Genomic DNA, 11,901 nt, shown 5'->3' with positions numbered 1-11,901 from the left:
TGGGAAAGATCAATGGACGGATGACTTGAGACGCTCGATCTCGTCCTTGATGCGCAGCTTACGGCGCTTGCATTCGGCAATTTCAGTATCGGAAATAGAGGGAGATGTTCTCAGGGCATGCAACTCCTCCTCGAGAGCAACATGCTTTTTCTGGAGCGATTCAAGATGAGCTTGAACAGTCATTTGACCCTTCCTTCCTCTTACCCCTCCCCAGCTATCCACCGCTGGAGATCCAAGGTGTCAACCAGCGGACTGTGACACATTTTTGAAGGCTTGTCGAAGGCCAAAAGATGGAGACTAAGCGGCAAATTCATGATCAACACTAACTTCCCGTTACCTCTATTTGGTGATAGGAGCTTGCGGAAATTATCGGCAGACCGGACAAGGTCCGAAGACGATTACGGGGAATGCAGATGGCCGATCAGGAACAGGCGGAAATCAGGCTCATGGTGGCGCGTCTGCGTCAGGAGCACGAGGATTACGATGCCGCGATCAACGCCATGATCGAGACGGGGTGCGATGCTCTGCGCATCCAGCGTATGAAGAAGAAAAAGCTGGTTATCAAGGATAAGCTCTCTAAGCTGGAAGACCAGATCATCCCCGACATCATCGCCTGAAGGAACAATTGTGACGATGACAGACAGACCGCCCGTCGCCATCATTATGGGCAGCCAATCGGACTGGGAAACCATGAAGAATGCGGCCGATACACTGGAGGCGCTCGAAATCGAGTATGACGCGCGGATCATCTCGGCCCATCGCACACCCGACCGGCTCGTGAATTTCGCCAAGGGCGCACGTGCCGAAGGTTTCAAGGTCATCATTGCAGGCGCCGGCGGCGCGGCCCACCTTCCGGGCATGACGGCGGCCATGACGCCGCTGCCGGTTTTTGGCGTGCCGGTCCAGTCGAAGACCATGTCCGGTCAGGACAGCCTGCTCTCCATCGTTCAGATGCCAGGCGGCATTCCCGTCGGCACGCTCGCCATCGGTAAGGCTGGAGCGATCAATGCGGCGCTTCTTGCCGCTGCCGTGCTTGCCCTCTCCGATGACGAAATCGCCGAGCGCCTCGACGAATGGCGCGAACGCCAGAGCGCCTCCGTCGCCGAATACCCAATGGACGATCTCTGATGGTCAGGACGATAGGCATTATCGGCGGCGGCCAGCTCGGTCGCATGCTTGCCATGGCCGCAGCGCGGTTGAATTTCCGCACCGTCATATTGGAGCCGCAGACCGATAGCCCTGCCGCCCAGCTTGCCAATTACCAGATTACCGCCGCCTATGACGACCCGGCAGCGCTCGCCGAACTGGCCGGGCTCTGCGATGTCGTTACCTACGAATTCGAAAATGTGCCGGTTGCTGCTGCCGAAACGCTGGCAAAGACCGTGCCGGTCTATCCGCCGCCGAAGGCGCTGGAAGCCGCACAGGACCGCCTGATCGAAAAACGCTTCATCAATGGCTGCGGCATTTCGACTGCTCGTTTCCATGCGATCGACAGTCAGGCCGATCTCGAATCCGCGTTGAGCGATTTCGGTGGTCAGGGTGTTCTGAAAACCCGTCGCCTTGGTTATGACGGCAAGGGCCAAAAAGTGTTCCGCTCATCGGCCGACAGCGCTGACGGCGCCTATGCAGAGCTCGGCTCGGTACCGCTCATCCTCGAAAGCTTCGTCGCCTTCGAACGCGAGGTCTCGATCATTGCCGCCCGCGCGATCGACGGTACGGTGCTCTGCTTCGATCCGGCCGAAAACGTCCATCGCAACGGCATTCTCCACACATCGACCATACCGGCGACAATTTCCGGTGCCACTGCCGATGCCGCGCGCAAGGCGGCCGAGCAGATCCTGGCCGCGCTCGATTATGTCGGCGTCATCGGCATCGAGTTCTTCGTTCTGGCCGATGGCAGCCTGATCGCCAACGAGATGGCGCCACGCGTTCACAATTCCGGCCACTGGACCGAAGCGGCCTGCATCGTCTCCCAGTTCGAGCAGCATATCCGCGCCGTTGCCAGCTTGCCGCTCGGCAATCCGCGCCGCCATTCCGATTGCGTGATGCAGAACCTGATTGGCGACGATATCCTTGCCCTCTCGGACTGGCTGAAGCGTGACGACACGCTTGTGCATCTCTATGGCAAGACCGAATCGCGCCCCGGCCGGAAGATGGGCCATGTGACGACGCTAACCGGCAAAGTTCCCTGAGCCGTGGCCCGGGAGCACCTGAAAACCACGGAAAAAAGCCTTCACGTGGTTGACACAGGGCAGAGGCCGGGTTATCTGCTCCCCCACCTAAAGAGCGCGCCCAGCCGGCGCGCTTTTGATTGTTAAAGACACGGGCGAATGTGAATTCCCCCAGAAACATCGCGGATCAGAAAAATGAAGATCAAGAATTCGCTCAAGTCGCTCAAGGCGCGTCATCGTGACAACCGTCTCGTTCGCCGTAAGGGCCGCATCTACATCATCAACAAGCAGAACCCGCGCTTCAAGGCTCGCCAGGGCTGATCGCGCGTATCCGGTTTGCCTGCTCGTAGGCGGGCATATCGGTTGGTTGCTTCGGTGATCACGTCAAATTTGTTTGATCTTCAGCAGTGGCGGGCTAATATGTCCGCCATGCGCTTTTTTGCTATGACCTCAGCGGCGCTGCCGCTTGCTCTCATCCTGTTCGCTCCCGCTCTTCCTGCCATGGCGCAGCAGAAGGATGTTATCGTCGAACAGCCTGCCAATACCGATTCCTCCCCCCGACAGCGTCTCGATCAGCTCTATGTACAGTTGAAACGCGAGCGCGACCCCGACAAGGCAAGCAGCATCGCCAATCAGATCCGCATGGAATGGAACGATTCCAACAGCGCGACGATCAATCTCCTGATGCAATGGGCCGATAAGGCGATCGAGGAAAAGCGCAATCCGGCAGCCCTCGACTTTCTCGATGAGGCCATCGCCCTGAAGCCGACCTATGCTGAAAGCTGGAATCGACGGGCAACGCTGAACTTCGTGCTTGGCAACTATCGCAAGTCGATGGCCGATATCGAGCAGGTGTTGAAGATCGAGCCCCGCCATTTCGGCGCCTTGTCGGGTATGGCTGCCATCCTCGCCACCACAGGCAATGATGAAATTACCCTCAAGGCCTGGGAGCGCGTTCTCGATATCTATCCTGCTGACCGCACCGCGCAGGATCAGGTCAATACGCTCTCGGAAAAGCTTGCCGGCAACCGCACCTGACAGATCCGGTGTCCACTTGACGGCGTAAGAAGGCGCACAATCTTGAACTGATGATGTCGTCATTGTGCGGTTGAGACTATGCTTGCCGAAATCTCTGCCCTCCTCGTCCCGGTCGTCGCCGCCATCGGCTATTCCTCCTACAAAGCCCGCCAATTCGAATATGCCTACCCCAATATCGGCGAACTGACCGATATCGGCGGCTATCGCATGAATGCCGTGCATGTGCCTCGGCCGGAAACCGCCGATCTTCCAGCTCTGGTTTTCATTCATGGCGCGAGCGGCAATCTGCTGGACCAGGCCGGTGCCTTCCGTGAAGCACTGCAAGGCCGCGCTGAGATGCTCTTCGTCGATCGACCGGGTCATGGTTATTCGGAACGCGGCGGGCCTGAAAATGCCCTGCCTTCGGGCCAGGCTGACGCCATCGCCAGGCTGATGGAAAAGCGCGGCATCGAAAAGGCGATCATTGTCGGCCATTCCTTCGGCGGCGCGATTGCTGCGGCCTTCGGTGTCCGCCACCCGGACAAGACGGCGGGTCTGCTCTTTCTCGCGCCGGCCTCCCACCCATGGCCGGGTGGTATCGACTGGTATTATCATGTCGCAACGGCGCCTGTTGTCGGCTGGCTCTTCAATCATGCAGTCGTCGTGCCGCTTGGCCTGCACCGGTTGGAGCGTGGCACGCTGAACGTCTTCCGCCCCAATCCGCGGCCCCTCGATTACGTCGCCAAGACCGGCCCGTCGCTGGTGCTGCGGCCGCGCGCCTTTTACAACAATGCCAGCGATTTCAAACGGCTGCATGAATATCTGACGGCTAACGCGCCACACTATTCCAAGATATCGGCGCCAACCGTCATCATCACCGGCGACAAGGATGAGATCGTCTGGGAGCACCTGCATTCGCGTGGATTGGCGCGGGACATCAAGGGATCGGAACTCGTCACCGTCAAGGGTGTTGGCCACAAGCCAGATTATCTTGCAACCGATGTCGCTATCGCCGCCATGGAGAAGATTGCCGGCAGACCGCGCGATCTTGCAGCGATGGCCCGCAAGGCCGAAGAGCGGCTGGCCGGCTCTTCCATCGATCAAACCGTCGGAACGGTGCCGCCATCGATGGTATATTCAGCACCGTGAATGGAGGCGGCACGCGGCGAAGCCAGGAAAGCCACGAGTTCGGCCACCGCTTCCGGACGTCCCGGCCGGCCGATTGATATGCCGCCGAGCGAGTCCATCAACAGCTTACGGCCACCCTCTTCATCGGTGCCTGCTTCCTGTGCGATGCGCCGGATCAGGGCCGTCGCTGCCGTGGTCTCGATAAACCCAGGTGCAACGGCATTCACACGAATACCTTTCGGCCCGACCTCCTTCGATAATCCCTTGCTATAGTTCGACAATCCGGCCTTTGCCGCCGCATAGGCAAGCGTCGCTTCATACAGCGGCAACCGCCTTTGGATCGATGAAATATGAACGATGACACCGTGGCCGCGCTCGATCATGCCGGGCAGGAAGGCCCTGTCGAGCCGCACGGGTGCCATCAGATTGGCATTGATATCTGCCTGCCAGTGCTCATCGCTGAGCACTGCAAAACCGCCGCTCGGCGCCGATGACCCTCCGACGTTGTTGATGAGAATATCGAGACCGCCGAAAGCACCCAGCACTGCCGAGGCTACGCTGTTGACGCCCTCCGCCGTACTGATGTCGGCCTGAACGAACAGCGACGGCATCTGCCCCTCTGGTAGTGACGAGCGCGCCGTCGTCGCGACCCTCGCGCCAGCAGCCGAAAATCGCCGTACGATCGCCTCACCCATACCCTTGGTGCCGCCTGTAACAAGAACACGTTTGCTGATGAACTCGTTCGGATCGAACCGAAAAGCCGGTGCGGCGCTCATGCATCGATCTCCAGGTGCGTGATGGCGCCGCCAGCAAGCGTGAAATGATAATGCAAGGTGACGGGACCGCCGGGAAAATTGCCGTCGACCAATGCAGCCACGACCGGCGCATCAGCTTCACCGGAGATTTCCTCGGGATCGACGGTCACACCATATTGGCGCGTCGTCTCCTCCATCCATTCGCGGATTTCGGCATGACCCCGCCTGTCTTCGCCCTCATCGCGCACGCTGGCATCAGCGGCAAAGCAGGCGAGCATGCCGTCGATATCCTTCTGGTTCTTGGCAGCGTAATAGGCGGCCAGTGGTTTCGGAAGCTCTATACTCATTCGCAAACTCCTCTTCGGTTGCCTCGCGAAAAGAATGGGCATAGGCTTACCAGATGACAAGAACCTACAAAAAAGTCAGGTACTTACCTGAAAGTAAGGTGATGCGATGACCCCTTATTCCGCCGCAACCGGCGTCGAGAACGTGCTGAAGATTCTCGAAGGGCGCTGGAAGCTGATCATCCTCTTCCACCTCTTCGGCGGCAACGTGTTGCGCTTCTCTGATCTCGAACGCGCAATTCCCGCCATCTCGCAAAAGATGCTGATCCAGCAGCTGCGCCAGATGGAAAATGACGGCATCGTGCGGCGCATCGTCCACCATCAGGTGCCGCCCAAGGTGGAATATCGTCTGACTGATTGGGTCAGGCCCTATGCCCCGCCTTGGACGCACTGTTGAAATGGGCAGCCCTGAAGGACAAGGACCTGACCGGCTTGATATTCACTCCCGAGGAGGCCGCCGGCAAGACGGCCTGACGCAATCAAGCAGCAAGGTGAATGCCGCCGTCGCAGGTGAGAACGTGACCGCTCATGAAAGTATTGGAGACCAGAAAGGCCACGGCCTTGGCGACGTCATCGGGCTGGCCGATGCGGCCGACCGCCGTGCGTCCGGCAAAATCCTGGAAGACGGCCTGACGCTGCTCTGCGGGCAGGAAATCCCACCACGGCGTATCGACGACACCAGGCGAAACGCCATTCACGCGCAACGGCTTCAATTCGGCTGCGAGCACGCGCACCATCGCCTCGATGCCGGCATTGACCGCGGCCAGACCAGCAGTCCCTGGCATGGCGGCCTGCGCGCTGACGGCGGAAACGAAGGTAATGCTGCCCTTCGGCTTCAGGAAAGGCAGAGCCACCTGCGCTGCTGCCGCCTGAGGGATCAGCTTCGTCTGGAAGCCCGCCAGCAGATCGCCCATATCAAGCGTCGAGAACGGGCCGGCGCCATGGCCGCTGCCAAGCGCCAGCACCAGATGATCGAACGATCCGAGACTTTCGAAAGCCTGCCTGACCGCGACGGGATCTCGGCCATCGATCGCGATCGTGGCGATCTCGCCGGAAAGATTGTCAGCCGCCGTCTTGAGCCTCGCCTCGTCCCGTGCAGCGATGGTGACTCGAAATCCCTGTTCCAGAAGCAGTTTGGCCGTGGCGAGGCCGATACCCGAAGAGCCGCCGATAATGACTGCATGCTGTAATGACATGAGAATACTCCCTTGAATGATCAAACTCCCGACATTCACAGTCGGGAGCGCTCTCATCTTGCGGAGCTCGAAAATCGTAAACAGGCCTATTCTTATCCTGGTATCGATGCTGATATGATAGCTGCTATGGATCAGAAACTGGATACATTCGATGCTCGCCGCCGCGAGTTCGCAGCCTTCCTGCGATCTCGCCGTGAACGCCTGCGACCGACCGATGTCGGTCTGCCGGAAGGTTTTCGCCGCCGCACACCCGGGCTCAGGCGGGAAGAACTCGCGATGTTGGCCGGCGTCGGCACGACCTGGTACACCTGGCTTGAGCAAGGCCGCGACATCCATCCTTCCCCGCAGGTGCTGAATGCGCTGGCGGATGCGCTACGCCTCGATGAAGCAGAACGTCAGCACCTTGTCACCCTGAATAGTCGCCAGCCGCCGCAACCGCTTTCTTCGGTGCCAGAAGTGGTCGACGAACCGCTTCGCCGAATGCTTGACAATCTCACCCATCAGCCGGCCTATGTGCTCGGTCGCCGCTGGGATGTCCTTGCCTGGAACCGTGCCGCCGACCTGCTCTTCGGCGGTTATGACCGGCTGGGGCCGGACGAGCGCAACACCATGCACCGGCTCTTTGCCGATGATTTCCATCGCAGCCTGTTGGTCGATTGGGAGGCAGTCGCCCGCGTTTCGCTCGCCATGTTCCGCGCTGACAGCGCCCGTTATGCCGGGGATCCGGATTTCGAGCGGCTGATCGCCCTGCTTGATCGGCAGAGCCCGGAATTCCGAGCCTGGTGGCCGCGCCATGAAGTCTTGGCGCCGCTGACGGGCATCAAGCGCCTGAATCATCCGGTGAAAGGTCTTATGTCCTTCGAACACACGGGCCTAGCGCTGATGAGCAAGCCCGACATGAAACTGATCGTTTATACGCCTCTCGGCGAGCACGACACCAACAGGAAACTTGCAGAGCTTCTCGCCTGATCATTGCCTGCCGTTGAATTGACGCCATATCTCTTCCGTCGCTGTCTCCGAGGGGAAAATAATGGACCGCATCCACGGAAAATCCGTCTCAATTCTTGCTGCAATCTCACTTTGTTTCGCACCGCTCCCCGCTTTTGCCGCCTCGCCGGCACCTGTCGAAGCGGAACATGGTATGGTCGTCACCGCTCAACATCTGGCAACCGATGTCGGTGTCGAGGTGTTGAAAAGCGGCGGCAATGCCGTCGATGCCGCAGTCGCTGTCGGATACGCCCTGGCCGTCGTCTATCCGACAGCTGGCAATCTCGGCGGCGGCGGCTTCATGACGATCCGCATGAAAGATGGAAAAACAACTTTCCTCGATTTCCGTGAACGTGCGCCGCTTGCAGCGACCAAGACCATGTATCTCGACGCCAAGGGCGACATCGTCCCGCGCGCCAGCCTCGATGGTTACCTCGCCATTGGCACACCCGGCTCGGTCATGGGCTTCGAAACCGCCCGAGAAAAATACGGCACCAAAAAACGCGAGGAACTGATTGCTCCGGCTCTGAAATACGCGAAGGACGGCTTCACGCTGGAGCAGGGCGACGCCGCGAGTTTTGCCGGCAGCGCCAAGCGGCTTGCCAAGGATGAGGAGGCCGCAAAAATCTTCCTGAAAGCCGGCGGCAGCCCCTATTCGTCCGGCGAAAGGCTGGTGCAGCCGGACCTTGCCGCTGTCCTGCAATCGATCTCGGATAAAGGTCCCGATGCCTTCTATAAGGGTGCGCCAGCCGATGCTATCGTCAGGGCGAGCCAGGCCAAAGGCGGCATTCTCGCCAAGGAGGATTTCGAGCAATACCAGGTGCGGGAATTGAAGCCGATCGAGTGCAATTACCGCGGCTACGACATCATTTCCTCGCCGCCCCCCTCCTCCGGCGGCGTCATCATCTGCGAAATCCTGAACGTCCTTGAAGGTTATCCACTCTCCTATCTCGGCTACGGATCGGCTGATGCCGTGCACATTATGGCCGAGGCCATGCGTTATGCCTATGTCGACCGCAATGCAGCTCTCGGCGATCCCGATTTCGTCGACAACCCGGTCACCAAGCTGCTGGACAAGAAATATGCCGCCGAAATCCGCGACAAGATCAATCCCTACAGGGCCGGCACATCAGCCAATCTGAAGCCGCTCGGCGGCAAGGAAAGCACCGAGACGACGCACTATTCCATTATCGACGACGAGGGCAATGCCGTTGCCGTAACCTATACGTTGAACGGCTCCTTTGGCGCCGGTGTGGTTGCGCCCGGCACCGGCGTATTGCTCAACAACGAGATGGACGACTTCACCTCCAAGCCCGGCGTGCCGAACCTCTACGGCCTTGTGCAGGGCGAAGCCAATGCCATCGCCCCCAAAAAGACGCCGCTCTCGTCCATGAGCCCGACCATCGTCACCAAGGACGGCAAGCCGTTCATGGTGATCGGCAGCCCCGGCGGCTCGCGCATCATCACCATCACGCTGGAAGCGATCCTCAACGTCGTCGATTTCGGCATGGACATCAGCCAGGCCGTCAATGCCCCGCGCATCCACCACCAGTGGCAGCCAGACACTGTCTATCTGGAGCCCTATGCCCTGTCCCCCGATACGGAAAAGGCGCTCGCCGCCATGGGCTATAAGCTTGATGGCGGCAATGATGCGCCAGTATGGGGACAGGCAGCCGGCATCCTCGTCGGCGGCAAGAGCCTTGCGGCCATCGAGAAGGGTGGCGGAGCCCGCTACAATGGTGCGATGGACAACCGCGCGACCGAAGGCTCGGCCAACGGTTATTGATCGCAGGCTTCAGCGGTTCCGACCCGCACGAATTCGCCGTCGATCTCGACGCGCGGCATGATGCCCAGCACGCTCGGCTGCCGGGCATCAACCCACGAGGCCTTCGCTGTCACTCGGTAATCCACCGGCACATTGACTCCGAAACCGGAAAGATCAGGAATTGCAGTCGTCGATATTCCTATCCGGCAGAGCGGAAACGGAGGCCGCCAAAAACACCGGCATCACGAGTATGGTCATCGAATCCGTCCGTGAATGAAGCAATCCCATCGAGGACCGTTTCAGGATGGATTTTCGGACCCCATTTCGAAACCTCGATCGTGATCCGGGTCGACCGCGAACGCAATCGGGTTCATTCTGAGGATCATTGCCGCTATCCGGATATCGCCGATGATCTTCGTTCCCCTGCCCTTCGTCGTGGCGCTGCTGCTTGCCATCGTCTTGATCCGCATGTTGCGGCAGGGTGATGGATCGTTCGCCGAGAAACGGCCTTTCCTGCTGCTGATCGGGCTCTACATCGCCCAATCCGTGGTGATCGGCATCCGCTGGGGTTACGACATCATCGATATCATGCCGCTGCAGTCCCTGATGGCGACGATGATCGCGGCCCTCGCCTGGGTTTGCTTCAAGGGGCTTGCCATGGAAGAGCAACCCACCCTCTCCCGTTTCTGGCCGCATCTTCTGCCGACAGCGGCAATCGCCATTTTCATCGCCTTGTACCCGGAGCCGATCAGCCTCGCCATCATCCTGATCTTTATTGCCTACGGTATCGCCCTCCTCTGGCTCGCCCGGCGCGGCCCGGATGCGCTCGTTGCCTCCCGTCTCGACGGCGCGGTGCTTTCCTATCGTTCGCTGCAGATCACCGGTTTTGCACTTATCGCCTCTGCCGTCACCGACATCGTGATCAGTTTCGACTTCACCCAGGCCGGCGGTATCCATGCAGGAGCCATCGTTGCGCTCGGCAATGTCATCGCGCTGCTGATTCTTGGCACTGCCGCTTCGATAGCAAGCAACGGCAGCACGATGGAAGCGGCATCCTCGGAGCCGCCTCCACCACCGCCGGCGACGGAAGAAGACGGAGCGGTCGCGGCAGCCCTCGACGCCCTGATGCATGCCCGTGAGCTCTATCGCGATCCCGATCTCAATCTCAGCCGCATCGCCCGGAAGATGAACCTGCCGGCGCGGCGCGTCTCCATGGCGGTCAACCGCATCCACGGCATGAGCGTCTCACAATATGTGAACGACCTCCGCATCCGCTCCGCCTGCGAGCAGCTGGTTACGACTGATCATCCCGTAACGCAGGTGATGTTTGACTCCGGCTTCATCAGCAAGTCCAACTTCAACCGCGAATTCGCACGCTTGAACGGTGAAAGTCCGACGCAATTCAGGAAACGACGTGTTACGCGGGAATCGGGTGGAGCTGCGTCCAATGTCATATTCATGTCACCGTGACAAAGTCGCCGTTCACAATCATAGATGCGCGATCTATGCATGAGCGGCATTAAAGCAGAAGAGATTCCCATGGCTTCCATTGAAATGATCGTTGCCGCCAGGGCCCGCCTGCGCGGACATGCGCGGCGCACGCCGCTTCTCTCCTCCCCCTTCCTCGATGAAATCGCCGGCCGGCGGCTGTTCGTGAAGGCCGAATGCCTTCAGCATTCCGGCTCCTTCAAGTTCCGCGGCGGCTGGTCTGCCGTCTCCGGCATTGATCCGGAACTGCGCAAGAAGGGCGTCATCGCTTTCTCCTCCGGCAACCATGCACAGGGTGTGGCACTTGCTGCACGCATGCACGGCGTCCCCTGCGTCATCATCATGCCGAGTGACGCTCCGAAGCTGAAGATCGCCAACACACGCGCCTTCGGCGCAGAAGTCGTACTCTACGACCGCGCCAATGAAGACCGCGACGAGATCGGCGCAAAACTGTCAGCCGAACGCGGCCTGACGCTCATCAAGCCCTTCGACGAGCCGCTTGTTATCGCCGGCCAGGGCACGACCGGGCTGGAAATCGCCGAACAGACGGAAGAGGAAGGAGTTCGGAATGCCGAAGTCCTCGTTCCCTGCGGCGGCGGCGGCCTGACCTCCGGCATTGCGCTGGCCCTGGAAGCGAGCGCGCCAAGCTTTCGTGTCCGCCCTTGCGAGCCGGAAAACTTCGACGACACGACGCGGTCGCTTGCCTCAGGCAAGATCGAGCGCAACGCCGCCCTCACAGGTTCGATCTGCGACGCGATCATCACGCCGCAGCCGGGCAATATCACCTTCCCGATCCTGAAGCGTCTGGCGGGGCCGGGTGTCGTGGTGACCGACGATGAGGCACTGCGCGCCGTTGCCCTTGCCTTCACGCGCCTCAAAATCGTCGTGGAACCGGGCGGGGCCGTTGCCCTTGCCGCGGCACTCTTTCACGGCGACCAATTGGACAGCGACACGGCTGTTGTTGTCACCTCAGGCGGCAATATCGACGCCGATGTGTTCACCAAAGCGCTGGAGCGTTTCGGCTGACAAAAACGTCCGCGGTGGCCTGCC

At 59.9% G+C, this 11,901-nt stretch carries 15 protein-coding genes; 11 read left to right on the top strand and 4 right to left on the bottom strand.

Features of this window, described 5'->3' with window-relative positions; genetic code table 11:
* Positions 1 to 9 precede the first annotated feature (9 nt).
* Positions 10 to 183 carry a YdcH family protein gene (locus tag FHX08_RS28800; protein WP_132656980.1) on the bottom strand — a complete coding sequence of 58 codons (174 nt, stop codon included), beginning with the start codon at positions 181 to 183 and terminating at the stop codon, positions 10 to 12.
* A 230-nt stretch (positions 184 to 413) separates the two neighbouring features.
* Between FHX08_RS28800 and FHX08_RS28795 the strand changes: the two genes are divergently transcribed.
* From FHX08_RS28795 to FHX08_RS28770, 6 genes are all read left to right on the top strand, one after another.
* Positions 414 to 617, top strand: a complete 204-nt coding sequence (locus FHX08_RS28795; protein ID WP_007826473.1) for a YdcH family protein — start codon at positions 414 to 416, stop codon at positions 615 to 617.
* A gap of 16 nt (positions 618 to 633) precedes the next feature.
* A complete protein-coding gene (gene purE, locus FHX08_RS28790) occupies positions 634 to 1,128 on the top strand; it encodes a 5-(carboxyamino)imidazole ribonucleotide mutase (protein WP_132656981.1) in 495 nt (164 codons plus the stop codon).
* Positions 1,125 to 2,192, top strand: coding sequence for a 5-(carboxyamino)imidazole ribonucleotide synthase (locus tag FHX08_RS28785; protein ID WP_184328116.1), 1,068 nt, complete (start codon positions 1,125 to 1,127; stop codon positions 2,190 to 2,192). The genes purE and FHX08_RS28785 overlap by 4 nt, the downstream gene beginning before the upstream one ends.
* Before the next feature lie 174 nt (positions 2,193 to 2,366).
* On the top strand, positions 2,367 to 2,492 hold the full coding sequence (gene ykgO / locus FHX08_RS28780; protein WP_109457334.1) for a type B 50S ribosomal protein L36: 126 nt from the start codon (positions 2,367 to 2,369) through the stop codon (positions 2,490 to 2,492).
* A 99-nt stretch (positions 2,493 to 2,591) separates the two neighbouring features.
* Entirely contained in the window at positions 2,592 to 3,209 is a 618-nt protein-coding gene (locus FHX08_RS28775) for a hypothetical protein (RefSeq protein ID WP_132656982.1), read from the top strand.
* Positions 3,210 to 3,287: 78 nt separating this feature from the next.
* Positions 3,288 to 4,337 carry an alpha/beta fold hydrolase gene (locus FHX08_RS28770; RefSeq protein WP_132656983.1) on the top strand — a complete coding sequence of 350 codons (1,050 nt, stop codon included), beginning with the start codon at positions 3,288 to 3,290 and terminating at the stop codon, positions 4,335 to 4,337.
* Here the strand turns inward: FHX08_RS28770 and FHX08_RS28765 are convergent.
* Positions 4,289 to 5,092, bottom strand: coding sequence for an SDR family oxidoreductase (locus FHX08_RS28765; protein WP_184328100.1), 804 nt, complete (start codon positions 5,090 to 5,092; stop codon positions 4,289 to 4,291). The two genes, FHX08_RS28770 and FHX08_RS28765, sit on opposite strands and share 49 nt — an antisense overlap.
* A complete protein-coding gene (locus tag FHX08_RS28760) occupies positions 5,089 to 5,418 on the bottom strand; it encodes a nuclear transport factor 2 family protein (RefSeq protein ID WP_132656985.1) in 330 nt (109 codons plus the stop codon). Before FHX08_RS28760 ends, FHX08_RS28765 begins: the two co-directional genes overlap by 4 nt.
* A gap of 106 nt (positions 5,419 to 5,524) precedes the next feature.
* Between FHX08_RS28760 and FHX08_RS28755 the strand changes: the two genes are divergently transcribed.
* A complete protein-coding gene (locus FHX08_RS28755; protein WP_246698416.1) occupies positions 5,525 to 5,812 on the top strand; it encodes a winged helix-turn-helix transcriptional regulator in 288 nt (95 codons plus the stop codon).
* Between the two features lie 82 nt (positions 5,813 to 5,894).
* On the opposite strand, the gene FHX08_RS28750 is transcribed toward FHX08_RS28755, so the two are convergent.
* Positions 5,895 to 6,611, bottom strand: coding sequence for an SDR family oxidoreductase (locus FHX08_RS28750; protein ID WP_184328099.1), 717 nt, complete (start codon positions 6,609 to 6,611; stop codon positions 5,895 to 5,897).
* A gap of 114 nt (positions 6,612 to 6,725) precedes the next feature.
* On the opposite strand from FHX08_RS28750, the gene FHX08_RS28745 reads away from it, so the two are divergent.
* The 4 genes from FHX08_RS28745 to FHX08_RS28730 all read left to right on the top strand — a co-directional run bounded on the left by FHX08_RS28745 (position 6,726) and on the right by FHX08_RS28730 (position 11,877).
* Positions 6,726 to 7,580 (top strand): helix-turn-helix transcriptional regulator, encoded by an 855-nt coding sequence (locus FHX08_RS28745; protein ID WP_132656988.1) that lies wholly within the window; start codon positions 6,726 to 6,728, stop codon positions 7,578 to 7,580.
* Positions 7,581 to 7,641: 61 nt separating this feature from the next.
* Complete coding sequence (gene ggt, locus FHX08_RS28740; protein WP_184328098.1) at positions 7,642 to 9,384, top strand: gamma-glutamyltransferase; 1,743 nt, start codon at positions 7,642 to 7,644, stop codon at positions 9,382 to 9,384.
* Positions 9,385 to 9,771: 387 nt separating this feature from the next.
* Positions 9,772 to 10,833: an AraC family transcriptional regulator gene (locus FHX08_RS28735; RefSeq protein WP_184328097.1), complete on the top strand. Its 1,062-nt coding sequence runs from the start codon at positions 9,772 to 9,774 to the stop codon at positions 10,831 to 10,833.
* Positions 10,834 to 10,902: 69 nt separating this feature from the next.
* A complete protein-coding gene (locus FHX08_RS28730) occupies positions 10,903 to 11,877 on the top strand; it encodes a threonine/serine dehydratase (RefSeq protein ID WP_184328096.1) in 975 nt (324 codons plus the stop codon).
* Positions 11,878 to 11,901 lie beyond the last annotated feature (24 nt).

This window comes from Rhizobium sp. BK529 (assembly GCF_014194105.1).
Taxonomy (GTDB): domain Bacteria; phylum Pseudomonadota; class Alphaproteobacteria; order Rhizobiales; family Rhizobiaceae; genus Rhizobium.
This window is presented reverse-complemented; position numbering and strand designations above follow the sequence as displayed.

What these genes read in the sequence shown, in the direction of transcription:
- FHX08_RS28745 (WP_132656988.1), top strand. Translation starts at nt 6,726, where the DNA reads ATGATAGCTGCTATGGATCAGAAACTGGATACATTCGATGCTCGCCGC.
- FHX08_RS28730 (WP_184328096.1), top strand. Translation starts at nt 10,903, where the DNA reads ATGGCTTCCATTGAAATGATCGTTGCCGCCAGGGCCCGCCTGCGCGGA.
- ggt (WP_184328098.1), top strand. Translation starts at nt 7,642, where the DNA reads ATGGACCGCATCCACGGAAAATCCGTCTCAATTCTTGCTGCAATCTCA.
- ykgO (WP_109457334.1), top strand. Translation starts at nt 2,367, where the DNA reads ATGAAGATCAAGAATTCGCTCAAGTCGCTCAAGGCGCGTCATCGTGAC.
- FHX08_RS28770 (WP_132656983.1), top strand. Translation starts at nt 3,288, where the DNA reads ATGCTTGCCGAAATCTCTGCCCTCCTCGTCCCGGTCGTCGCCGCCATC.
- FHX08_RS28755 (WP_246698416.1), top strand. Translation starts at nt 5,525, where the DNA reads ATGACCCCTTATTCCGCCGCAACCGGCGTCGAGAACGTGCTGAAGATT.
- FHX08_RS28750 (WP_184328099.1), bottom strand. Translation starts at nt 6,611, where the DNA reads ATGTCATTACAGCATGCAGTCATTATCGGCGGCTCTTCGGGTATCGGC.
- FHX08_RS28800 (WP_132656980.1), bottom strand. Translation starts at nt 183, where the DNA reads ATGACTGTTCAAGCTCATCTTGAATCGCTCCAGAAAAAGCATGTTGCT.
- FHX08_RS28760 (WP_132656985.1), bottom strand. Translation starts at nt 5,418, where the DNA reads ATGAGTATAGAGCTTCCGAAACCACTGGCCGCCTATTACGCTGCCAAG.
- FHX08_RS28765 (WP_184328100.1), bottom strand. Translation starts at nt 5,092, where the DNA reads ATGAGCGCCGCACCGGCTTTTCGGTTCGATCCGAACGAGTTCATCAGC.
- FHX08_RS28735 (WP_184328097.1), top strand. Translation starts at nt 9,772, where the DNA reads ATGATCTTCGTTCCCCTGCCCTTCGTCGTGGCGCTGCTGCTTGCCATC.
- purE (WP_132656981.1), top strand. Translation starts at nt 634, where the DNA reads ATGACAGACAGACCGCCCGTCGCCATCATTATGGGCAGCCAATCGGAC.
- FHX08_RS28795 (WP_007826473.1), top strand. Translation starts at nt 414, where the DNA reads ATGGCCGATCAGGAACAGGCGGAAATCAGGCTCATGGTGGCGCGTCTG.
- FHX08_RS28775 (WP_132656982.1), top strand. Translation starts at nt 2,592, where the DNA reads ATGTCCGCCATGCGCTTTTTTGCTATGACCTCAGCGGCGCTGCCGCTT.